18 protein-coding genes are annotated in these 23,298 nt (G+C 63.4%); 9 read left to right on the top strand and 9 right to left on the bottom strand.

All coding sequences use genetic code 11. The annotated features are described in order from the left end of the window. Nucleotides 1-379 precede the first annotated feature (379 nt). Together LK539_RS13390 and LK539_RS13385 are read left to right on the top strand one after the other, a co-directional pair. Nucleotides 380-1,471 (top strand): NAD/NADP-dependent octopine/nopaline dehydrogenase family protein, encoded by a 1,092-nt coding sequence (locus LK539_RS13390; RefSeq protein ID WP_227801428.1) that lies wholly within the window; start codon nucleotides 380-382, stop codon nucleotides 1,469-1,471. Between the two features lie 4 nt (nucleotides 1,472-1,475). Further along, on the top strand, nucleotides 1,476-2,783 hold the full coding sequence (locus LK539_RS13385; protein ID WP_227801427.1) for a hypothetical protein: 1,308 nt from the start codon (nucleotides 1,476-1,478) through the stop codon (nucleotides 2,781-2,783). Between the two features lie 19 nt (nucleotides 2,784-2,802). On the opposite strand, the gene LK539_RS13380 is transcribed toward LK539_RS13385, so the two are convergent. Genes LK539_RS13380 through tssK form a run of 6 tightly spaced genes read right to left on the bottom strand, consistent with a single transcriptional unit; the run spans nucleotide 2,803 to nucleotide 11,062 of the window. Then, nucleotides 2,803-4,200: a hypothetical protein gene (locus tag LK539_RS13380; protein WP_227801426.1), complete on the bottom strand. Its 1,398-nt coding sequence runs from the start codon at nucleotides 4,198-4,200 to the stop codon at nucleotides 2,803-2,805. 9 nt (nucleotides 4,201-4,209) lie between these two features. Next, nucleotides 4,210-4,473: a PAAR domain-containing protein gene (locus tag LK539_RS13375; protein WP_227801424.1), complete on the bottom strand. Its 264-nt coding sequence runs from the start codon at nucleotides 4,471-4,473 to the stop codon at nucleotides 4,210-4,212. Nucleotides 4,474-4,519: 46 nt separating this feature from the next. Continuing rightward, a complete protein-coding gene (locus tag LK539_RS13370) occupies nucleotides 4,520-5,467 on the bottom strand; it encodes a hypothetical protein (protein ID WP_227801423.1) in 948 nt (315 codons plus the stop codon). Nucleotides 5,468-5,478: 11 nt separating this feature from the next. After that, a complete protein-coding gene (locus LK539_RS13365) occupies nucleotides 5,479-6,861 on the bottom strand; it encodes a hypothetical protein (RefSeq protein ID WP_227801422.1) in 1,383 nt (460 codons plus the stop codon). Next, nucleotides 6,858-9,725, bottom strand: coding sequence for a type VI secretion system Vgr family protein (locus tag LK539_RS13360; RefSeq protein ID WP_227801421.1), 2,868 nt, complete (start codon nucleotides 9,723-9,725; stop codon nucleotides 6,858-6,860). Before LK539_RS13360 ends, LK539_RS13365 begins: the two co-directional genes overlap by 4 nt. Then, nucleotides 9,722-11,062: a type VI secretion system baseplate subunit TssK gene (tssK, locus tag LK539_RS13355; protein ID WP_227801420.1), complete on the bottom strand. Its 1,341-nt coding sequence runs from the start codon at nucleotides 11,060-11,062 to the stop codon at nucleotides 9,722-9,724. Before tssK ends, LK539_RS13360 begins: the two co-directional genes overlap by 4 nt. A 137-nt stretch (nucleotides 11,063-11,199) precedes the next feature. Between tssK and tssE the strand changes: the two genes are divergently transcribed. The 3 genes from tssE to tssG are packed head-to-tail and all read left to right on the top strand — an operon-like array spanning nucleotide 11,200 to nucleotide 14,599. After that, nucleotides 11,200-11,706: a type VI secretion system baseplate subunit TssE gene (gene tssE, locus LK539_RS13350; RefSeq protein ID WP_227801419.1), complete on the top strand. Its 507-nt coding sequence runs from the start codon at nucleotides 11,200-11,202 to the stop codon at nucleotides 11,704-11,706. 2 nt (nucleotides 11,707-11,708) lie between these two features. Next, nucleotides 11,709-13,547 (top strand): type VI secretion system baseplate subunit TssF, encoded by a 1,839-nt coding sequence (gene tssF, locus LK539_RS13345; protein ID WP_227801418.1) that lies wholly within the window; start codon nucleotides 11,709-11,711, stop codon nucleotides 13,545-13,547. Beyond that, the gene (gene tssG, locus LK539_RS13340) at nucleotides 13,511-14,599 is read left to right on the top strand and encodes a type VI secretion system baseplate subunit TssG (protein ID WP_227801416.1); all 1,089 of its coding nucleotides are present in this window, start codon (nucleotides 13,511-13,513) and stop codon (nucleotides 14,597-14,599) included. The genes tssF and tssG overlap by 37 nt, the downstream gene beginning before the upstream one ends. Before the next feature lie 67 nt (nucleotides 14,600-14,666). On the opposite strand, the gene LK539_RS13335 is transcribed toward tssG, so the two are convergent. Next, complete coding sequence (locus tag LK539_RS13335) at nucleotides 14,667-15,074, bottom strand: DUF2750 domain-containing protein (RefSeq protein WP_227801415.1); 408 nt, start codon at nucleotides 15,072-15,074, stop codon at nucleotides 14,667-14,669. 191 nt (nucleotides 15,075-15,265) lie between these two features. Here LK539_RS13335 and LK539_RS13330 point away from each other — a divergent pair, with 191 nt between their 5' ends. Continuing rightward, on the top strand, nucleotides 15,266-16,111 hold the full coding sequence (locus LK539_RS13330) for a helix-turn-helix domain-containing protein (RefSeq protein WP_227801414.1): 846 nt from the start codon (nucleotides 15,266-15,268) through the stop codon (nucleotides 16,109-16,111). 36 nt (nucleotides 16,112-16,147) lie between these two features. After that, entirely contained in the window at nucleotides 16,148-16,495 is a 348-nt protein-coding gene (locus LK539_RS13325; RefSeq protein WP_227801413.1) for a YnfA family protein, read from the top strand. Nucleotides 16,496-16,502: 7 nt separating this feature from the next. On the opposite strand, the gene LK539_RS13320 is transcribed toward LK539_RS13325, so the two are convergent. Continuing rightward, entirely contained in the window at nucleotides 16,503-19,202 is a 2,700-nt protein-coding gene (locus tag LK539_RS13320) for a PAS domain-containing protein (RefSeq protein ID WP_227801412.1), read from the bottom strand. 155 nt (nucleotides 19,203-19,357) lie between these two features. Here LK539_RS13320 and LK539_RS13315 point away from each other — a divergent pair, with 155 nt between their 5' ends. Both LK539_RS13315 and LK539_RS13310 read left to right on the top strand, forming a co-directional pair. Beyond that, nucleotides 19,358-21,616 (top strand): alkaline phosphatase PhoX, encoded by a 2,259-nt coding sequence (locus LK539_RS13315; protein WP_227801410.1) that lies wholly within the window; start codon nucleotides 19,358-19,360, stop codon nucleotides 21,614-21,616. A 136-nt stretch (nucleotides 21,617-21,752) separates the two neighbouring features. Beyond that, entirely contained in the window at nucleotides 21,753-22,202 is a 450-nt protein-coding gene (locus tag LK539_RS13310) for a hypothetical protein (protein ID WP_227801408.1), read from the top strand. A gap of 136 nt (nucleotides 22,203-22,338) precedes the next feature. Here the strand turns inward: LK539_RS13310 and LK539_RS13305 are convergent, their stop codons facing one another. After that, a complete protein-coding gene (locus tag LK539_RS13305; RefSeq protein ID WP_227801407.1) occupies nucleotides 22,339-23,247 on the bottom strand; it encodes a LysR family transcriptional regulator ArgP in 909 nt (302 codons plus the stop codon). Nucleotides 23,248-23,298 lie beyond the last annotated feature (51 nt).

Here is a 23,298-nt window from a genome sequence, read left to right as displayed (position 1 = left end):
ATGCGCGCATGTGGTCTTTACGCATGCCTCATCAGCACCACTAAAACAGCAGTTCCTCCGCAAAAACAGCCATTTCTCCCTCTAAAAAGTGCGTAATTTCCAGCTTCTTTCGGGGCGGAATTGGTTTGACTTCCCAATTGAACAAACTTATCTTAATTTCATCGATGAGCATCCAGAACGGGTACTCATTTGATCATTTTTGATTCGTGCGGTGACGTGGAGAGGCACTGTGTGCTCTCCAGGGAAGGGTTTGCGCGCCATTCCATGAGGTCCTGTTGCCGCCTTTGATGAACCCAATGACCGGGCCGCCGCGTTCTTAGCGAAGCCTGGCACTGACGCTTGCCGCGTCGTGCCGTCCGGCCGGTCGAATGGAGGACGCATGAATGTGTTAATGGTAGGCGCTGGCAATGCAGGATGCGCGCTTGGCGCGATCCTGGCCCAGGACGGGCACCGGGTCGCCTTGCTGAAAACTTCCCGCTCGCTGCATGACCAGAATTTCGATACCGTGCGCGAGACCCGCGCGATCAAGCTCATCAGCAATCCAAAAGGCGGCGAAACCAGCACCGCGACCATCGCCCTGGCCACCCGTGACGTCGGCGAAGCCTTCGCCGTCACGCCGGATGCCATCATCATCACCACCCAGACGCAATGCCATGCCGAGATCGCCGAGCTGATCGGCCCATACCTCAAGGCCCACCAGCTGGTGCTGCTGGCGCCGGGCTATATGGGTTCGTGCTACTTCCTGCCCTACCAGAAGAAGGAAGCCTTCCTGCTGGCGGAAGGCGAAAGCCTGCCCTACGACGCGCGCATCGTCGAGCCGGGCGTCGTCAACGTCCTGTTCCGCAACACTCGCAATGCGCTGGCCTTCCTGCCGCGCGAGCGCGCCGCCGAAGGGCTGGAACGCGCCGCGCGCCTGTTCCCGACCTATGTCGCGACGCGCAGCAACGTGGTCGAGTCGGCCATGCACAACCCGAACCTGATCGTGCACACGATCGGCACCCTGCTCTCGGCCAGCCGCATCGAACATTCCGAAGGCGAATTCTGGATGTACCGTGAAGCCTTCACGCCGTCCGTGCTCAACCTGCTGTATAAACTCGACGCCGAAAAGAATGCGGTCATCGCGGCAACCGGCGGCAAACCTTCGCCTTACTTTGACGAATGCAAGTTCCGCAACGAAGAAGACTTGTCGCAACCTTCGATTTCCGTATTCCGCCGCTATGCGCGCGAGGGTGGCCCCAAGGGACCGGCGACCCTGCAGACCCGTTTCATCACCGAAGACGTGCCGATGGGCCTGGCGCTGCTGTCCTCGATCGGCCGCCTGATGGGTGTGCCCACTCCGACTGCCGACGCCCTGATCGTCATCGCCAGCGGCCTGCTCGACCGCGACTTCCTGCTTGAGGCGCGCACGCTGGAACGGCTGGGGCTGGGCGACAAGTCGCCTGCCGAGTTCAACCGCATCCTGAACGGGTGACGACGTGACCATCCACGACCTGCTCGCCAAACCCTATTACGCCTGGCGCCGCTACATTCCGAGCCGCGTCCTTTACCACCCGGACTTCTTCAGCGTGCTGGACATGCTGTCGCAGGACAAGGCCGCCGTCGCGGCGCAGTCCCAGCAGCGCCTGCGCAAGATCCTTGTGCACGCCCTCGAACACGTGCCGCACTACCAGCGCAGCGTGAAACTGAGCGTCGACGAGGCGAAGAACGAGCCGGTGCACGAGGTGCTGGCCGCCTTCCCCTACCTGTCCAAGGAAGAAGTGATGTCGCAGCAGCGCGATTTCCTCGACCGCCGGCTCGATCCGGACAAGCTGATGTACGCCACCAGCGGCGGCTCGTCCGGCCAGGGCATCGGCCTGTGGCGCACCAAGCGCCTGGCTGACATCGAGAAGGCGTTCTTTACCCATGAGTGGGGCAAGCTCGGCTTCTCCTTCGACAAGTCGCGCATCCTGCGCATCGGCGCCGACGCCCGCCGCCTGGCGCACGAAGAGCCGGCGCGCGTGGTCGGCAATCGCCTGATGCTGTCGCCCTACCACGTGCACGGACAGCACAAGGCGGCCATCATCGAGGCGATCAAGCGTTTCCGGCCCGAGTACGTGCATGGCTACCCGAGTTCGGTGACGGCGCTGGCCGAACTGGTCGACTCCAGGGAACTCGATGTGCAGGTCAAGGCGGTGCTGCTGGCTTCGGAACCGGCGACGCCGGCGCAGCTCACGGCGATCCGCCGGCTGTTCCGCGCGCCGGTATCGCTGAACTATGGTTTGTCGGAACGAACGAACCTGGCCTTCCTGAAGGTGGACGATAGCGGTACCTCGGATTACCAATTCCAGCCGCTCTATGGCTGGAACGAAAACCGCATGGACGGCGAGCGTCCCGAAATCGTCGGCACCTCGCTGTGGAACGATGTGATGCCGCTGATCCGCTACCGGACCAACGACTATGGTTTGATCGATGCGGAGGGCCGCTGCCCGGGTATCGATGGCCGCGGGCACGAATACCTGGTTGACCGGTCCGGCAAGCGGATTCCGGGCTTGTCGATCGTGATCGACGAAGTGACCTGGGATTTCGTGCGCCTGTACCAGGTGCGGCAAAAGAAAGCGGGCGAGATCACGCTGGCGGTGGTGCCGCGCCATGGCAGCCTGAATGACGAACAGCGGGCATTCGTGCTGGACGCCCAGCAGCGCCGATGGGGTGGCTTCTTCGACATCTCGCTGCAGGAAGAGAACGATATCCCGCTGGCGCCGAATGGTAAGCGCAAGCTGGTGGTCAATTCGCTCGAAACCTGAGTCCGGTTCCTCCGGCGGCTTATGCCGGAGGACGCACCAGCGCCGCGCTGCGCAGGATCGGATCCTCGTTGCCGATGCAGAGGATGGGCGCGCCACGCTCGAGCGCATAGTGCCGCGCCAGCGCCAGCACCGTCATGAAGGGCACGGCGCCGCAGCTGCCACTGCCCAGGCCGATGCGGACGATGTCGGCCGCGTCGACCTGCGGGATGGCCGGGGCGCTCAGTCCCATCAGCTCGAGCACGCGGTTGGGACGGTGGGCGGTGTCCGCCACGACCATGTTGAGCTGCGAGATATCCACAGCGGCCGCCTTGTGGATCTGGTCGACCATGTCCAGCAACAGGGTCGAATCGACCCGACGCGCCTCGTCCGCGGAACTGTCACGGCGGCGCTCGATAACTGGGCCCAATAGGGCGAATTCGGCGCCGCAGGAGTGTGCGAGCTGCAGGTCCGTCAACAGCAATCCAGCTGCGCCCTCGCCCGGGATCTGACCACGCGATTGCGAGGACTTGAAGAGGGCCGATTGTGCAGCCAGGCGGTCGACACTTTCCTGTCCGATCAGGGAGGCGCAGGCAAGGACGATTGCTACCTGCGATCGGCTATTTGATGACGCAACAGGCATCAGCTGCGCAAGCAGCGTGGTGGGCGTCGCTTGCTCCTGATCAGGGATATCTGAGGTGGTGATACTCGCTTCCGGCCAGCCATACTGACTCACCGTATGCTTGAGCCACATCGTCGCCGCACGTCGGACCTCGATCGTCCACTCATGCGGCAACATCAGCTTGAGCTGGAGCATTGGCGGATTTCCCTCGGAGGGCAATAGATCTCCGGCCGCCTGGCTGCCGAGTTCAGCGGCCACGCCGGTTGCCAGCGTCAGGGCGCGCCATTCTTGGTCCGACAACCGTAGCTGCATACCCTGGCTTGCCAGCCAATCCGCAATCTCATCCTGCAACGTGTCATCCTGCGCGTCGTCGCTCCTGGCGGTCATCACCGGAAAACCGTTGTCGTCGACAAGTTCCTTGTCCAGGTCGGCGCGTGCTTCGTTATCGGCAATGGCGCTTGCGAGCTCTTCAGCCGACGTACCGTGCGGGGAGCGCAGTGCGCTTGCGACAAGTGCCAGCACTGGTGAAGCAGGTGCAGCATCAACTCGCGCTGTGGGCGACGCCGGCTTTGCGGTAACGGAAGGACTGGGTGCTGCACGACCCAAGACCGCTTTCTGACTGGCCCACAGGCCAAACAATATGCCCATGGGCAGAACAAGCAGGCCAAGTGCTAACTCGCCTGTTCCAGGATCTCGTCCAGTCTGGTGCCAATACCACAGCGCGATTGCCCAGCTGACGATGAAGGCCGTGATAACGACCGCGCCCAGTTTGAACCAGTCGGCAGGAAAGCGTGCCGGTGTTGTTGTCGTTGTTGTCATGTCAGTCACTTAGATGTTGTCGATCGTTGCTTGCTGGCCGGCGATTAAGGTAGCGCCGCAGGCTGTTTTGTCACCGTGGCGTGCCGCCGGTTTGCCATCGACGATAAACGTCATGTCGCCACTGACAATCGGGTTCGATCCATGTGCCGGGCAGCTCGTCTTGTCACCTATTCGCGCAATCCCTTTACCTCCTGTATCGCTATACGGAGAAGCTTCGATGACCACTCCTCCATGGGACGTTTTGTCGCCAAGCGTAATTACTGGGCCTGCCATGGTGTGCCTTTCAAGGACTGTTGGGTCTCAATTCGTGAGCAATACTTTACTGAACTTCATCCCATTGCCAAATCGTCTTACCATAGGTCGAATCAAGACTTGGCATTAGTTCGCTCTTTATAAAATATTTGCGTGAGCTTGGGAGTGCTGGACTGAAATAGAATCCAGTTTTTGGGCATAGATCACCCGCACCGACCTTAAGATATTCATATGTTTCATTAGCTCGCAAATTGAACGCATCGTTCTTATCATCGTGTTCAATCAAATACCATGTGCATTCGACCCGCTTATAAATTTTCTGTTGATCGTATTTTTCGTTTGTACGTGGATCAAGTAGATCTTCGGCTCCTATACAAACGCTAGTCAAAGGAGCGCATTTGCGATGGGTGCCAAGGAATTGTGGACATGTTTGCTCCATATCCGGCACATATACTCCGCTGACTTTGGTTTTCTCGCCAGAACGAACTGCTACCCTCATGTTTCTTCGGTAGTTCCTAGGTAGTAATGATGATAAAAAAGGTGATAGTTCTTCCTGAGTTAAAATTGATTCAAGCGATTGCCATGCACCCTCGTCTGTCAAAATGATATTGTGGGCCATGGACACCGCAGAATAAATATTATCCTCGTATGTTTTTCTATCATTCTCGCTCATCCAGTCGGCGATATAGTCCAGTTGACCTTTAAAGTCACTCCTAACGCTATTTGCGTATCCAAGAGCACTTATATCTCCATGCGTTAGCATAATGTATGCTTGGTTGAGCTTTTCTAACGTACGTTGAAAATTCGGAAGCACCCGATTACCCCATGTAACATCGGGCTGGTCGGGAAGCGGCTTAGATCGATAGTTTGGTGGAAGTTTTGCGACGTACGCTTCTAAACAAGAGTCCACGTGCTCAATTATCTCCTCCCATTTATCGCGTAGCGCGCCAAAATAATAGGTAGAAGAAAACAGTTCTAGCAATTGCACTTGCTCGTATTGAAACTTAATTTGCATAATACTTCCCATTAGACAAAATTGTTTTTCAGTGCGGGTACCCCGATCATATTATTTTCTATACCGAGCTCGTCATACTTCCATTTCGTAGCTTGACGCTTTCCGATATAAGCCTTGTCCAAGTGAGACGGATCAACTACGAGCTGGGTCGCGCCTCCCTTAACAACATAATCGCTTGTGTCAAGTCTCTGGGAGGCTGTAATTCCCTCCCAAACGTTCAGCCCCGGACCGTCTGGTACAGTGTACGTGAGGTACTCGCCGTTAGCGTTCCAGTGCGCCCAGACTCCGAATTTTTCTCTCCATTCCGCTTTCGACTTTAGTAGCTTGAATTCTTCTTCGCGCATCCAGCAAATACTGTTATCTTTGGAGGTTGGATCCACGATCCGATATAATTTAGTCCTAGGCGGAATAGTTGATGCTTTCATCGAAATAAAAGTATCAACTGCCCTTGTACTAGGCCATCCATCTTTGGCGGCCGGCGCTGTGCCCAAGGGAGGATATTCTAAAATTCCCGTGTCGCTCACCCAACCAGGTTTGCCGTGCTTCTGAAAGGCTTCGATTTCCTCGGTTGGAGACGATAGTTTTTTAAATGCATGCGGATTAACGCTGTTGAGATATGCACGATGTGCCATGTCAGCATCGACTTCCAATCTTCGCGCTGTGCAAAGCAAATATTCTTTGATTGGTGCAAGCGCGTTCGCAAGATGGCGATCCGCCCCACGCCTGACTGATTCAACATTGTTAATTAGCTCCTGAGCTTTCTTGGAAATTCCCGCGTTGCCCCACCTTTGAACAAGGCGAAGCATGCTATGTGCCGCACCTACTGCTTCATTCAGTGCGGATTTGAGTGCTGTGACATTGACTTTTTCCGCGACCCGACTAAGTTCTTTTGCCAAAGTACGATATGGGTTGTCCCATTTAAGTGCAACTAAGACTTTTGCCACTTCGGGACGCGCAAAGAACTTGTTCAGTTGCGATATAGATGCGCCTACATAGATATCTAATCGAGGAGCAATACCAGTTGCAGATGCTCCCTTCCTCAAAGTGGCAAACATTACCTTCAGACATCCTTTGACGAGTGATCCGATTGCAGGAAAAAGTCCGATCAAAGTAAGAACAAGAGATATCCATGGCCAGGAACTGTTGGGCTCTTGATTAATCTTTCTGCAATTTGCTACCAGATCTCGTACGTCGCAAATCTGATCGACGAAGGGAATCATCGAAATGATTGTTCCCGTGGCAACCTGGGCAGTACTCGCGTTATCGTTGAAGTCCCCCTGAAGCACCTCCCAAATCCACTGAGATGCCGATTCGAGGTTTTTTCTGCCGCTCTCAAGCCAACCAGCTGGAGCCGAAGCAAACCACGCGAGAGCATTTTCGAAGTCGTCATTCATTTGACGTTGCTTTCAGGTGACGACCGGTTGAGGAACGCTTCTGCTTCTCCAACCATTTCTGCCAAGGATTGCCATGGCTTGTCTTTCGATGGCTGACGTTCTTCGTATTGCACGCTCACTGGGTTGGGCGGAACATTCTCATGACGCGCGTTACCGTCCTTGTCGAGCTTTCCGCTAATTACAACGCCGTCTCCAAACTTGATCTTGTAGCCGACGTCAGCCATGGGATGGCCGTTAGCATCACGGTAGTTCACTGCAATGAAATTGCTGATCTCGGTGACAGAGGTGGGTAGGTGTGGGAATTCGACTGAATTGCTCCCGCCTTTGTCAAACAAGTGCTGTCCCCCCTTCACTGAAAAGGTCCCCGGACAAGCAAACGTAATATCCCCACCCTCCAGCGTGATCGACGACTGCCCCGCCTGCAGCACAATCTTTTCCTTGGCCTTGATCTCGATGCAGTCATTCACCGAGATCACGGTGATCTCCTTGTCCGCCAAAATCTCCAGCTGATCGGTATGTGCCTGCAGCGACACCGGCCCATTTGCTGCGATCGCTTGGATACCTCCGGAATGCGTGAACAGGCTGGTAGGCCCACCGGAAACGGACGAAAAGGTATGCCCCGCCGTCATGTGCATGTCCGCCTGCGTCGTCCAGTGCAGGTGCTGCCCCGCATACAGCACGGTCGATGCCGGCGTGGCCCAGTTGATGCTGGCCGCCGAATCAATCAGCACGATCGGCGAGCCAAACTTCTCCACAGGCTGCGAGTTGTCCAATTCGCGCGACCCCTGCTTGGCCTTGAACGCGGGCTGCCCATTCACCGGCCCTTCATACTTGCCCTTAGCCTGCGGATCGATCTGCGTGATGAACTCTTCCTGCGCCTTGGCCGCGTCCTTGCTGAACAAGGCCTGCTGTGCCGTCGCCGCCTCACCCAGCTTGGCCGTCAGCTCCTGCGCACTCTTGAACTGCGCCACGGCTTCCGCCACATCCATCTGCGTCGAAGTAACGCTGCTCCCCATCGCCGGCCGGGCGCGGGTCGAGAGCAGCACACCTTCGCCGCCACGAATCACTGCCCACGCATCCGTGCGCAGTTCGAATCCGCTGCCGCGATACCCACCTCGCTGTGAAGTGCCAGGCTCCTGGTGGATCAGGTAGCCGAGATTGAGCTGCGTCGCCCCAACGCTCGTCGCAAGGCGCATGCGCAGCTGACCGGTTGTGTCATCGATCTGCCATTGGTTGTAGCCGCTGCCGTCGAAGTTACGGGTGTGGATTCCCGACAGCGCACCGGGATGGTTGGCGCCCGAGTCCACGCCCGCCGAAAAAGGCGGCAGGTCGGCGCCGTTGTACAGCTGCGCGACGATGACCGGGCGGTCGATATCGCCTTCGATGAAGTCGACCAGCACCTCGGTCCCGATGCGCGGCGTGAACACGGTTCCCCAATTCGGCCCGGCCAGCGCCTCGGCCACACGCACCCAGGTGCCGGACGTCTCGTTCCCGGGCGCGCACCCCTTGTCGTCCGTGTTGTGCGCCATGCCGCCGCTATTCGGGCGCGCGCCGCGCTGCCATGCGAACTGGACCCGCACCTGGTGATCGCGGTTGGTGGTCGATACGGCATCGGCGAGTCCGACCACGAGTGCACACTGCGGCCCGGGCGCCGTGGTCCGATGCGGGGCCGCAGTCAGAGAAGGCACGAGCGGCACGACGTCGCGCACGCAAGCAAACACATTCCGGTAAGCGCCGTTTTCCACCCCGGGAGCGGCTCCGGCGATCCCGGTCTGAAAGTTATTGCGCGCCTCATGCTGCACCGACAGCACCTTGAAGCTGTTCGCGCCATCCGGATAGCGGTCGTGCTGCGTCAATCGAAAGGCATACCCGGCTGCCAGCCTGCGCACCGCCCCGCTGCCTTCGAACAGCTTGTTCTCCAGTTCCAGCGCCTGCAGCATCAACTCGCTGTGGGTGTCGGCGGCGCCGCGTTCGGTGGCGATGCGTTCGCCGCTGCCGTCATAGACCTGTAATGAAGACAGCTCTCCCGCATCGAGCACGGATGCATGTTCGTACCCGGGCGCCAGCAGGGTCGCCGGATCCCAGCTGCTGATCGCTACGGCATTGGCGCGCACGCTGCGGCGCGCACGGAAGCCGTCGATCGCGTCGTCCTGTTCCGTCGCCCGCACACCATGGAAGCGAATGAGCTCACCGCCGGGGACCAAAGGTGCTGCCGCCCTGCTGTCGAACACGATCAAGCGGTGCTTCGCCTGGCCGTGCGCGCCGTTGCCCGCCTCGTCGGCCTGGTCATGCTCGAAGCGCCAGTTCAGGCCTTCGGAGGCCAGCAGGCGAGTAAAGAAATCGAGGTCGCTCTCGCGATACTGGGTGCAGACTGCACGCGGCAGCAGTTCCTGCGTGAGGTCGAAGTCGAAGCGCACCTGTGGATAATCCGCGAGTAATTCACAGACGATGTCGCGGACGGTCTTGTCCTGGAAGAGGTAGCTGTCGCGGCGCAGCGCCAGCATGCTCAGGGCAGGCTCCAGACGCAGGCGGTAGCGCGCCACGCCGCCGTCGGCGCCCAGCCAGGAGGCCGAAGTACATAGTCCATGCCATATGCGCCGCGAGCCGTCCGGCTGCAGCAGCCCGATGGTGAGTTCTTCGCCAATGAACAGCGCCAGATCGAGATCGGTCGATGTGCTGAGCGCCGTGACGTCGAAGCCGAACAGTTCGTTGACGGCTTCGCGTCCGCTGAAGCCCTCCACCGCCAGCGATTCCGGCAGGGCGCTGTCCTGGGCACTGGCCAGGGTGATGAGACGCGCATACTGGCTCAGGCCCGTGCCGAACACGCCCAGGGCTGCGCCCAGTGCCGCAAGCTCCGCCTTCATGCGGCGACGGCCAGCAGCTCCAGCCGCAGTTCCTTCATGCCGGCCGGGACGTAGATCGAGATCGATTGCGCCTTGAGCATGCGCTCGTACATCGGGCCTTTGGCCTCCAGTACGAAGTAGCAGGTTTCGGGGCGCACCGGCACCGCGGCCGGCAGCTGCGGCGCATACTGCAGGCGCACGCCGGGCAGCGCCGACAGCACGAACTTCTCGACGTCGTCCGGTGCGCCGACCTTGAAGCGTAGCGGCACCACGTCGACCAACTCCACCGCGGGAATCGCCGCCGACACCGCAATGTAAAAGGTGGTCTTCTCGTCGATCTTGCCCGAGTCGAGCGCACCGATGTGGTACGAAGGCCGCACTTCGCTCAGCGCGATCGCGAAGTACTTGGACGAGATCACCGTGTCGAGCAGTTCGCGGATGATCACGTGCAGCTTGGCGAACGAGGGGCCCGGATCGTGGTGCTGGTAGGGCGGCAGGTCGGACAGCAGCCAGCTCTTGGAAAAGGTCATCAGGCCGCCCGCGAGGTCGAGCAGCTGTTCGTACAGGCGCTCCGGATGCAGGGCCGGATGGTGGAAGTGGTGGCTCAGCGTCGCATAGGCGGAACTGGCCGTGTGCAGCAGCCAGAACGAAGACATGTCGCCCGAGCGGAATTCCACCACGTTGCGGCTCGGCTCGCGCTGGTGGCCATACAGCGCCGAGGTTTTGGCCTGCAGCGCATCCAACAGGCGGCGCAGCCCCTGGAACAGCGCCGGTGCGGCGCCGACCGAGAGTGTGGGCGGCACGAAGCTCTCGTCCATCTCGAAACCGCCGGTGGCAGCGCGGCGCAGCCGCAGCAGCGGGAAGTGGACGTAGGAGTCGCGCGGCTCGGCTTCCGAGACCAACCGCAGCGCCTTCTTCAGGTAGGCCAGCTGCACCGGCGCGGCCTGGGTGTAGAGGTCGGCCGTGTCCTGGTTGGCCTGTACGAAGCGCGCCGTGTTGCTGGCCTGTCCCGGCGGCGCGAAGTTGCCGCTGAACGGCTTCATGCCGGGCAGGGCGATGTAATACGTGATGCTCTGCGTCGATGGCGGCAGCAGGCTCAGGTCCACCGTCTCGGGCAGGGCGTCGATCTCCGGCGCATCGACCAGTTCGCCGTCCTGGAAGCGCACCGACAGCGCCAGCAGGCGCAGCACGCTGTTGGCCAGCGCTTCGCGGTCGACCTGCAGGGCCTCGACCCCCCAGGCGTAAGGATGCACGGCCTTGATACTTTTATGGAGACACTGCTCGTGGTAGTGGTCTTGCCGCTGGAAGTGCTGTGGACGCAATAACAGGCCTTCGCCCCAGAGAACTTTGCTGGTCATCTCTCTGCCTTCGCTCAAGTTTTGGTAAAACGACTCGGGAAACCATAACAACGGGAAAGGATTGCCCATGTGAACTTGATCAAAGGTTGGTGCTGGTGTGCGTGGCAACATCGGATTTCGTTTTCGAGGGGACGCAGATGAAGGGATACACGCCAGGCTTGTTCGACCGCCTCCTTGGACTGCCGCAGCGCGGGCCGGGCAACAGCGCGGCGCAGCGGTTGACGATCGACGAGCTGAAAGACACCGTGGCGCGCGACCTCGAAGCCCTGCTCAACACCCGCTCCAGCATTCCCGAGGGCGCACTGAAGGCCTACCCCGAATGCAGCCGCTCGATGGTCACCTATGGCCTGGGCGACTTCGCCGACCGCTGCCTGTCCAGCCCCTCCGACCGCGCCGCCATCTGCGCCAGCATCGAGAAGACCATCGCCTGCCACGAGCCGCGCCTGCGCAACGTGCGCGCCAACCTCGACCTGGGGGGAGAATCGGTGAACCGCCTGAATTTCTCGATCACGGCGGTGCTGGTGGCGAGCGTGTCGCAGGAGCCGGTCAACTTCGACGCGGTGCTGACGCCCTCCACCCTCCAGTACAGCATCAGCAAGGCGAGCAAGGCCGCCAAGCCTGCACGCGTGGCGCCGGGAGCCTGAGCATGGACCAGATGCTGCCGTATTACGAAAGCGAACTCGCCTACCTGCGGCGCGACCTGCGCGAATTCGCCGAGCGCTATCCGCGCATCGCCGGGCGCCTCCTGATCAGCGGAGAAGTGTGCGAAGACCCGCATACCGAGCGCATGATCGAATCCTTCGCGCTGCTCAATGCGCGCATCGCCAAGCGCCTCGACGACGACTACCCCGAATTCACCGAAGCCTTGTTCGAAGTGCTGTATCCGCACTACCTGCGCCCGTTTCCCTCGTGCTCGATCGCGCGCATGGATGTCGGCGGCGCCGCCAAGCAGTCCGGCACGGGCGTGATCGCGCGCGGCACCCAGCTCAATACCCGCCCGGTGCGCGGCGCGGCCTGTACCTTCCGCACCGTGTATCCGGTTGCTGTCGCCCCGCTGGTCTTAAGCCGCGCTGCCTTTTCCGCCATCATCGACGCTCCGGAAGCCGTGCGCCTGCCGGGCAATGCCTCGTCCAGCATCAGCCTGAGCCTGTCCTGTACCGCCGAGCAGGGCGCCATCGCCCAGCTCGACCTGGCCTCACTACGCGTCTTCATCGACGGCGAGCCCTCGTTCTGCGCCGCGCTGCGCGACGCCCTGTTCATGCGCAGCGTCGCTGCCTATGTCGAAGCCGACAACAGCGGGCGCTGGGTCCAGCTTCCTGCGATTCCCGTGCAGCCCGCCGGCTTCGACGAGGACGAAAGCCTGATCGACTTCCCGGCGCGCTCGCATGCGGCTTACCGCCTGCTGACCGAATACTTCTGCTTCCCCGAGAAGTTCAACTTCTTCGACATCGACCTGCGGCTTCTTGCCGCGCAAGTCCCCGGCGCGCGCACAATCACTCTGCACCTGGCGCTCACCGGCCTGCGCTCGGACTCGAACCTGGCGCGCATGCTCGGCACCCTGTCCACCAACAACGTGCTGTTGGGCTGCACGCCGGTGATCAACCTGTTCCGCCAGCGCGGCGAACCGATCCGCGTGACCCACACCACCGCCAGCTACCCGGTGCTGGCCGACGCGCGGCGCGCCTTTGCCTACGAGGTTTATGCGATCGAGTCCCTGAACCTGATCCGCCAGACGCCTCAGGGCGAAACGCTGGTGCAGTTCCGCCCCTACTACGCCCTGAAGCACGCGCAGACCCCAGGCGACGCCGGCCACTACTACGCGATCCGGCGCGACGAATCGCTGGCGGACAAGAGTCCGGGCTTCGAGACCCAGGTCGCGATCGTCGACATCGATTTCGACCCGGCCGACGTGGAAACCGACACCCTCAACATCGAGCTGACCTGCACCAACCGCGACCTGCCGGCCAGCCTGAGCTACGGCCAGCCGGGCGGCGACCTGTTCCTGGAGGGCGGCTCGAGCGTGCGCGCGATCGCCTTCCTGCGCAAACCCACGCCTTCCTACCGCTTCGGGCGCGGCCGGGGCGCGCACTGGCGCCTGATCTCGCACCTGGCCCTGAACCACCTGTCGCTGGCCGATGGCGGTGTCGATGCCTTCCGCGAGATGCTGGCGCTGTACGACCTGCCCCACTCGCCCTCCTCGCAGCGCCAGATCGGCGGCATCAATGCCATCGCCCAGCGCCCCACGACCGCCTGGCTGGCCGGGAACCCTTTTACCTGCCTGGTGCGCGGCGTCGAAGTGCGCCTGACCATCGACGAGGAAGCTTTCGTCGGCAGCGGCATCCATGCCTTTGCCCAGGTCGTCGAACGTTTTCTCGCCCTGTACGTGCACGCCAACAGCTTCACCCAGCTGGTGATCGTGTCCAGCAAAACCGGAGAGGACTTATTCACATGCCAGCCCCGCAGCGGCGATTTGAGCCTGCTGTAATCGACCGCCTGTTCCGCGAGCCTTACCGCTTTGAGTTCGTGCAGGCGGTGCGCATGCTCGAGCTGTGGCTGCGCCGCCGCGGCCAGCCCTCGACCGACCTGGTGGCGCGCTTCCTGCGCTTCCAGAACTCGGTGTCGCTCGGCTTCCCGGCCAGCCAGCTCGAGACCGTGCAGGCCGAGCCGCGCGATATCGATACCGAACCGGGCGTGGTCGCCGAGGCGCTGCAGGCGGGATCTCTCAAGTACGTGCGCCTGACGCCCGCTTTCATGGGACTGCTGGGCGGGCAGGGCGTGCTGCCGCTGCACTACACCGAGCGCATCGCCGAGCACCAGTACCAGGAAAAGGGAGATGCAGAGGCGGAAGGCGCCCGTGCTTTCCTGGACAGCTTCTCGAACCGTTCGCTGGCGCTGTTCTACCAGGCCTGGCGCAAGTACCGGCTGGCGCTGCAATACCAGCTCGACGGCCAGGATGCCTTCCTGCCGCTGCTCCTGAGCCTGGCCGGGCTGGGTGACGGTGCGTTGCGCCGCCGCCTTTCCGGGTCCGACGAAGGCGCGGTGCTGGACGAGTCGATCGCCTACTTCGCCGCCTCGGTGCGCCAGCGCCCGGCATCGAGCGTGCAGCTGGCGCGGGTGCTGTCGGAATACTTCGGCCAGCACATCGTCGCCGAACAGTTCGTCGGCCGCTGGTACGATGTGCCGCCGGCCCAGCAGACCACCCTCGGTAGCGACAATGCGGTGCTGGGCGTCGGCACCATCGCGGGCGCGCGCGTGTGGCAGCGCGACCTGCGCTTGCGGCTGGTGGTGGGGCCGCTGGACCGGGACGGCTTCAACGGCTTCCTGCCGGGCGGGCTGGCGGCGCGCGCGCTGCGCAGCATGCTGGCGATGTTCACGGGGCTGTCGCTCGAGTACGAGGTCGAGCTGGTGCTGCTGGCGGCGGACGTGCGCAACGTGCGCTTGGAGGGCGAGGAGGGGCGGCTGGGCTGGGATGCCTACCTGGTCGAGGGCTTGCAGACCGAGGACCGGCGCGACGTGCGCTACGAGCTGCATTTGTAGGGTGGGCGAGTTCCTCGCCCACGCGGTAGTAGTTTGTTTGAACGCGCGGTCGGCGAAGCCGACCACCCTACCGCTTGCTGAGTTCGCGCTCCAGGTCCAGCCGCAGCATGAAGGGCGTCGGTGTCAGCCCGCGGTCGCCCGGCGTATAGAAAATTCCTGGCAGTACGCCGTCTTCTTCCAGCTGCGGCAGCAGGTCGCTCATCAGCTCGTCCAGCGGAAAGGCATGCGGCTCGTAGCCGTCCCACTCGTATTCCGCGCACAGGTCGGCGAATTCGCTGGCCGGCCACATCGCGAACACCAGGGTGCCGTCGTCGGTCTTGGCCAGCGCCCAGCCGTCGCGGTACAGCCCCCATACCTCGCCCGTTTGCGCCACCTGCTCGACGAAGCGCGCATAGCGCTGCTGCACCGGCATGGTGACCACGTCGGCCAGCTGCTGCGCGCCGAGCTTGATTGCCGATAGTGTCTGCTCGCTCACCTTGTCACACCCGAATTGATTGGCTACCCGTTGAGGATACGCCGGATCGCAAATCGGTGGCGCAGCGTCGCTGTTCGATTACCTGGGAGGTAATCGCCAGTGCCCGTCCGGCTGTGGAGAATGGCCTTCATCTGCTTGAGTTCACGCTCGAGCTGGGCCACAATCGGCCGCAGTCCTGACAGGGAGGCAACATGGATACGCTTGCAGTGGAAAACCAGTACTTCAGCGATTTCGCCGCCGCGCTGCGCTACTGGCGCGGCAAGCGCGGCGTCAGCCAGCTGAAATTGTCGGTGGATGCCGGCATCTCGCAGCGCCACCTGAGCTTCCTCGAGACGGGCAGGGCGGCGCCCAGCCGTGACCTGATCCTCAAGCTCGGCCTGGTGCTCGACATCCCGCTGCGCCAGAGGAACGCCATGCTGCTGGCGGCCGGCTTCGCGCCGGCGTACCGCGAGCGCAGCCTGTCCGATCCCGAGCTGGCGGCGGTGATGCAGGCGCTCGACTTCATGCTGGCCCAGCAGGCGCCCTATCCGGCGCTGGTGGTCGACCGCCTGTGGAACCTGGTGATGGCGAACGAACCGGCGGCGAAGATGATGCGCTGGTTCCTCGGCATGCCCGCCCATGCGCCGATCCCGCGCGACGGCTCGGTCAACGTCATCAAGCTCACCCTCGACCCGGGCGGCCTGCGCCGCCACCTGCTGAACTGGGAAGAGGTCTGCACCGACCTGCTGCAGTGGGTGCAGCGCGAAGCCATGGGCGACGGTCCCGGCAGCGAAGCCACCAGGCTGCTGGACGAGTTGATGGCGCTGCCCGGGATCGCCGCGGCAGCCAGCCAGCCCAACCTCGACCGCCGCGCCCTGCCCTTCCTGCCGGTACAGCTGCACAAGGATGGGGTGACGCTGAACCTGTTCACGACGATTACCACGCTGGGCACGCCGCACGACGTCACGGTGCACGAGCTGCGCCTGGAGTCTTTCTTCCCGGCCGATGCGATCAGCCGCCAGTGGTTCGAGGCGCAGGCTGCCACTTCCAGCGCCTGAGGATAAGATAGGCGTTTTCCACAGCCGCCTGCCGCGATGTCCTTCGAGCTTCTCTCCTTAAGCCGCATGGCCGGCCTGTTCTTCCTCACCGCGATCGCAGAGCTGCTCGGCTGCTACTTGCCGCTGTTGTGGCTGACCGGGAAGGGTTCCGCCTGGCTGCTGCTGCCGGCAGCCCTCAGCCTGGCGGCTTTCGTCTGGCTCCTGACCCTGCATCCGGCGGCCAGCGGGCGTGTCTACGCCAGTTACGGCGCGGTGTACATCGCCACCGCGCTGGCCTGGCTGTGGATCGTGGACGGCATCAAGCCGGTGTGGAGCGACTACCTCGGCGTGGCGCTGGCGCTGGCCGGCGCGGCCTGCATCGCGCTGGGGCAGCGCCAGGCCTGAACATGGTTCAGGGCGCGAGCCCGGCCAGCAGTTCCTGCACCACGTCCAGCTGCACCGGTTTGGTCAGGTGGTGGTTGAAGCCGGCTTCGTTCGACTTGCGGCGGTCGCTCTCCGCACCCCAGCCGGTCAGCGCCACCAGGGTCATCTCTTCCAAGCCGTCCAGCCGGCGCATTGCGCGCGCGGTGTCGTAGCCGTCCATCCCGGGCATGCCGATGTCGAGGAAGGCCACCTGCGGCCGGAAATCCCGGGCCGCCGCCAGCGCCTGCATGCCGTCGTGCGCCACCTGCGTCGTGTAGCCGCAGGCTTCCAGGATCATCGCCAGGGTGGTCGCGGCGTCGACGTTGTCGTCCACCACCAGGATGCGGGTGCCTTCGAGGGCGCTGCCGGCGGCGTCCGCGCTGGCCTGCGGCTGCGCGTCGCCGGCGCTAGTGGCCAGCGGCAGGCGCACGGTGAACACGCTGCCGGCGCCGGCGCCGCCGCTGGCGGCCGATACCGTCCCGCCATGCATGTCCACCAGCCTGCGCACCAGCGACAGGCCGATCCCGAGTCCGCCCTGCGCGCGCTCCAGGTGGTGCCCGACCTGGCTGAACATCTCGAACACCGATAACAGTTCTTCCTCGGGAATGCCGATGCCGTTGTCGGTCACCTTGATCACGGCTTGCTGCTCCTCGATGCGCAGTGACAGCTCGACGCGCCCGCCCGCCGGTGTGTACTTGGCCGCGTTATTGAGCAGGTTGGCGACCACCTGGGCGATGCGGGTAACGTCGACCTCGGCCGGCACCTCAGTCTCCGGCATGTCCACCGACAGTTCGTGCCGGCCGGTTTCGATCAGCGGCAGGCTGGTTTCGACGGCGCTCGAGAGCACGCCGCGCAGGTCGGCGCGCTCCTTCTTGAGTTCGAGCTTGCCGCCGCTGATGCGGGCGATGTCGAGCAGGTCGTCGATCAGGTGCACCATGTGGCTGACCTGGCGCTCCATCATCTCGCGCACCCGCGCCACCGAGGCGGCGTTGTCGCCCTTCAGGCGCATCACCGACAGGCCGCTGCGGATCGGCGCCAGCGGATTGCGCAGCTCGTGCGCCAGCGTGGCCAGGAATTCGGTCTTGCGCTGGTCGGCTTCGGCCAGGTCCTTGGCCAGCTTGACCAGGGTCGCCTCCGACTGCTTGCGCGCCGTGATGTCGCTGAACAGCAGCGCCACCCTGCGGCTATCCGGGCCCCCGAGACGCGTGGCGTAGACGTCGAACCAGCGTCCCATCGAAGGCGCTTCGTTCTCGAAACGCACCGGCTCCCCGGTCTGGGCGACCCTGCCATAGGTGTCGAACCAGTAGCCGTCCAGGTTCGGGATCAGCTCCTTCGCCGTCTTGCCGACCGCATCGCGCAGGCCGGTATGGGTCTCGAACATCTTGTTCATTTCGAGGAAGCGGTAGTCGACCGGCCGCTCCTGTTCGTCGAAGATCATCTCGAAGATGCAGAAGCCCTGGTCGACCGATTCGAACAGGGTGCGGTAGCGTTCCTCGCTGGCGCGCAGCTTCTCGGCGGCGCGCCGGCTTTCGGTGGTGTCGACCACGATCGCCACCAGCCCCTGGAATTCGCCGTCCGGGCCGCGCAGCGCGTTCACGCTGCTGGTGGCCGGCATCACCGTACCGTCGGGCCGCAGGTATTCCTTGTCGATGACCACCCCCGTCTCGCCACCGCGCAGCAGGCGCACCGCGTCCAGCGTCACCGGCACCGATTCCGGCGCGGTCACGTCGAGCACGCTGGTGCCCAGCAGTTCGGACTCAAGCCGTCCCACCATCTCGCAGTACTTCTGGTTGACCAGGGTGATGCGGCCCTCGGTGTCCATTTGCACCACGCCGGTGGCGGCCTGGCTGACGATCTTCTGGAAGCGCTCGCGGCTCTCGAACAGCTCGATCTCGGCCAGCTTGCGGTCGGTGATGTCGATGCCGTGCACCAGGATGCCGGTGACCCGGCCGTCCGGGTCGCGCAGCGGCATGTAGACCTGGTCGACGAAGCGGCGCTCGAGCGGTCCGCCCGGCTGGCGCTGCAGCATCACGGGAACGTCGGTGCCGGATACCGCTTCGCCGCTGCGGTACACGCCATCGAGCAGTTCGATGAAGCCCTGGCCGGCAATTTCCGGCAGCGCCACCCGCAGCGGCAAGCCGACCGAGGTGCGCCCGCCGACCAGCTGCATGTAGCGGTCGTTGACCAGGGCGAACACATGATCCGGCCCCGTAAATACGCACATGAAGGCCGGCGCCTGGCGGAACACGTCCTTCATCATCTGGTTGGCGGCGCGCAGCTCGCGCATCAGGCCCGTGCGTTCCTGTTCGCTCAGGACCTGCTCGGTGATGTCGCGCGAGCTCGCCAGGAAGCCCTGGTCGCCGACGCGGCTGACGCTGACGTCCCACCATTTGACGGTACCGCCCGCGGTTGGACAGGGCGCGCGCAGGCGCCCGACGCCGCTGCTGTGCGCCTCCGCCAGCGCCGCCTCGACGCCGGCGCGGGATTCTTCCGGCCACAGGGCGCTCCAGGGCTGGCCGCGTACGGCGTCAATACCGGCGAGCTCCATGACGCGCAGGCCGTTGCCGTTCATGGCAAGAATGCGGCCATCGATATCGAGCAGCTTGACGCAGTCGGGACTGGCTTCGAACAACTGGTGGCCGAGGGTGGCCGGGTCGAGCGCCTGGACGGCGCCGCGGTGGTCCTGCATGTGGGTTCCTTGTTGGGTTCTAGCAGTATATCTGTACAGCTGGTTACACGGCGCAGGATTGTGGATGTCACACAACTGTTATCGAATGGTCACAAGGAAGTCATGTTCGCTGCCTACCATGCACGGACTTTTCCTCACTACCAACAGGATTACTTGTGAACAAGCCGACCGACCTCTTCCGCATCCCTGTCGACCATGACACCGATACGAATGTTTCGTCGAACGAACATTTCAGCACCGTCCTCGAAGCCCGCCTGAGCCGCCGCAGCCTGCTGCGCGGCGGCGCGGCGACGGCTGCTTCCGCCCTGCTGGGCGTTGTCGGCCTGAGCGGCTGCGGTGGTTCGGACAACGATACCGTTACCTCGCCGCCGCCGGTGAATACCACTCCGCCGCCGCCGGCCGAGAAGCTGCTCGGCTTCAGCGCCGTGTCCAAGAGCCTGGCCGACACCGTGGTTGTCCCGGCCGGCTACACCGCCACCGTCCTGTACGCGCTGGGCGATCCGCTGAGTGCGAATACCGCCGCCTACAAGAACGACGGCACCGATACCGATTTCGAAAACCGCGCCGGCGACCACCACGACGGCATGGAATTCTTCCCGCTCTCGAGCACCGGCACTGCGTCCACCAGCGCGGTCGACCGCGGCCTGCTGGCGATGAACCATGAAGCCACCACCGACGAAAAGCTGTCCTCGCACTTCGTGCACGCCAACGGCGGCACCCAGAGCCTGCCGCGCCCGGCGCTCGAGGTCGACAAGGAGATGGCGCTGCACGGCCTGTCCGTGGTCGAAGTGCGCCAGAGCGGCGGCAAGTGGGCCTACCAGAAGGATTCCAGCTTCAACCGCCGCGTGCACCAGCAGACCGATATCGAGCTCTCGGGCCCGGTGCGCGGCAACGCGCTGGTGGTGACCAGGTATTCGACCAACGGCACCAGGATCCGCGGCACCCTGAACAACTGCGGCACCGGCCGCACCCCGTGGAACACCTACCTGTCGGGCGAAGAGAACTGGTCCGGCTACTTCACCCGCGCCGCCACCGATGACGCGGCGCGCGGCAACGACAAGAGCGTGGTCTCGCTCAAGCGCTATGGCCGCGACCAGGGCGCGGCCTCGCGCCACGGCTGGGAAACCGGCGGTACGGAAGATAAATACCAGCGCTGGAACATCAGCCGCAAGGGCGCCTCGATCGACGGCAGCGACGACTACCGCAACGAGATGAACGGCATGGGCTACATCGTCGAGATGGACGCCTACGACAAGAGCAAGTCGATCAAGAAGCGCACCGCGCTGGGCCGCTACGCCCACGAAAGCGCCGTATTCGGCAAACCGGTCGTGGGCCAGCCGCTGGCCGTGTACATGGGCGACGATTCGCGCAACGAGTACATCTACAAGTTCGTCTCCAGCGCCGTCTGGGCCGCTGCCGACGCCACCCCGACGGACCGTATCGCCACCGGCGACAAGTACCTCGACAGCGGCAAGCTGTATGTGGCCAAGTTCAACGCCGACGGCAGCGGCCAGTGGATCGAGCTGTCGATCTCCAACCCGGCCATCGCAGCCTACACCGGCTACAAGTTCGCCGACCAGGCCGACGTGCTGGTCAACGCCCGCCTGGCCGGCGACGCCGTGGGCGCGACCAAGATGGACCGTCCGGAATGGTGCTCGGTGCACCCGACCACCGGCGAGATCTACTTCACGCTGACCAACAACAGCAACCGCCGCGTCGAGCCGAGCGGTTCGAGCCAGGCCGCCCCGGACGCCGCCAACCCGCGCGTCTACACCGACATGAAGGGGACGACCGCGCAGGTCGGCAACCCGAACGGCCACATCATCCGCGTCAAGGAAGGCACTGCCGGTTCGAGCTCCAGCAGCTTCAGCTGGGACGTCTACCTGTTTGGCGCCGAATCCGGCGCAGCCGCCGCCACCGTGAACCTGTCCGGCCTCACCGCCGACCAGGACTTCTCGAGCCCGGACGGCCTGGCCTTCAGCACCTCGACCGGCATCTGCTGGATCCAGACCGACGACGGCGCCTACACCGACGTCACCAACTGCATGATGCTGGCCGGCCTGCCGGGCCAGGTGGGCGATGGCAAGAAGACGACCCTGAACCACGCCCGCGCCAACGGGACGACGCTGGCGGTGGACACCTACGTCGGCAAGGCCGCCACGGCGGATACGCTCAAGCGCTTCCTGGTGGGCCCGGTCGGCTGCGAACTCACCGGCATCACCGAGACGCCGGACGGCAAGGCGCTGTTCGTGAACATCCAGCACCCGGGTGAAACCACGTCGTCCGCGAATATCGCGGATCCGACCAAGTACAGCAGCCAGTGGCCGTCGAACGCCGGCTACGGCGCCGGCAAGCGTCCGCGCTCGGCGACCATCGTGATCACCAAGAACGACGGCGGCAGGATCGGCAGCTAAGCCAGTCGTACCGTAACTTCTCCATCTTTGGGGCTGGACGTGCAGGCGTCCGGCCCTTTTTTTCGTCCATCGCAAGAAGCCTGCAGGCAAGCCGTGCCAGCATCATGCATGCGCATTCACGCCGCAGGAGCACGCCATGCCGACCGTCACCCTCCCCACCTATCTGCGCATCACGCGCACCAGCGCCCTGTTTGACATCCTGGTCGCCGCGCCTTTCGCCACGCCCTGGACCTTCGCCTTGTTCTACCTGCAGCTGTCCCGATTGAACATGTATCTGGGCGGCGCGGCGCTGCCGCCCTTCGCCCATATCCACATCCTGATCACCTGCCTGATGGGCAACCTGGTGCTGCTGTGGTCCGTGCGGCGCCTGCTGGAACCTAGCCTGGCGCTCGGGCGTTACGACGGCGCCGGGCGCTTCCTGTTCGCGACCTGGATGGTGTGGGCGCTGGTCCAGGGCGGGCTGCCGGTGGTCTGGCTATTCCTGGTCGCGGAACTGCTGTGGGGCGTTGCCCAGTGGTGGCCGGTGGCGCCGGCGCGCGCGGCTCGGCGCAGCAACCGCCCTGGCCTGAAGCTGGTGCGCTCCTAAGTACTCGACAAGAAATAAATGTGAGTTTTGGCAAACAGAACCGGATGTGATGCAAGGCGGCGAGTGCGCCGCAGTGCTAGCACTGCAAGCAGGAGCCAACGCAGCAGCGCGCCGGTTATGGCAGCCAAAAACACATTTATTTCGGGGCGAGTACTTCGGCCTGTAGAAGAACGTCGCGCGCCGCTTTCACCAGGGCCGCACCCATGCGCTCCAGCCGCGGCGGCTGCACGCGCCAGGCGTGCCAGTACAGCGGCACATCCACGTATAGATCGGGCGCCAGGTCGACCAGGCTGCCGTCGTCCAGCATGGCGCCGCACTGCTCCATCGGCAGCATGCCGTAGCCCATGCCGATGCGGATCGCATCCACGAAGGGGTCGCTGGCCGGCACGTAGTGGAAGGGGTAGGCTCCCTCAGGCAGGCCGAAGTGTCGCAACAGGAAGGCCGACTGCAGCGAATCCTTGCGGTCGAATACCACGACCGGCGCGCGCCTTGCGGTCTCGCGATTGAAGCCGTCGGCGAACCAGCGGGCGGCAAAGTCCCTGGACGCCACCATCCGGTAGCGCATCAGGCCCAGCGGACTCACGGTACAGCCGTGCATGGACGTGGCTTCGCCGGCGACGCAGGCCACCACCCGGCCCTGCTCCAGCAGCGCGAAGGTGTGGCCCTGGTTGTCGAGCACGCATTCCACCAGCAGTTCTTCCGCCGCCAGGATCGGCGCCAGCACCGGCAGCAGCCAGGTGGCCAGGGTGTCGTTGTTGACGGCGATCGCGACTCGCACCGACCCCTCGTCCATGCCCATCTCGGCCAGGAATTCGGATTCCAGCAGGCTGGTGCGGCGCAGGTACTGCAGCAGGCGGGTGCCGGGACCGGTCGGGCGGCAGGGCCGGCTGCGCACCAGCAGCGGCGTGCCGAAGTCCTGCTCCAGCGCCGAGATGCGCTGCGAGACGGCGGAGGGGCTGAGCGCAAGCTGGGCGGCCGCCAGCTCCAGGCTGCCGGTATCGACGGCGGCAAGGAAGGCGGCGCTGCGGCGGGGATCGATCTGCATCAGTTTCTCTTACCTAAGTTGAGAAATCATGAATATATTTGAATTTACGGG

It is taken from the genome of Massilia sp. IC2-476 (assembly GCF_020707295.1).
Taxonomy (GTDB): Bacteria; Pseudomonadota; Gammaproteobacteria; order Burkholderiales; family Burkholderiaceae_D; genus Telluria.
This window is presented reverse-complemented; position numbering and strand designations above follow the sequence as displayed.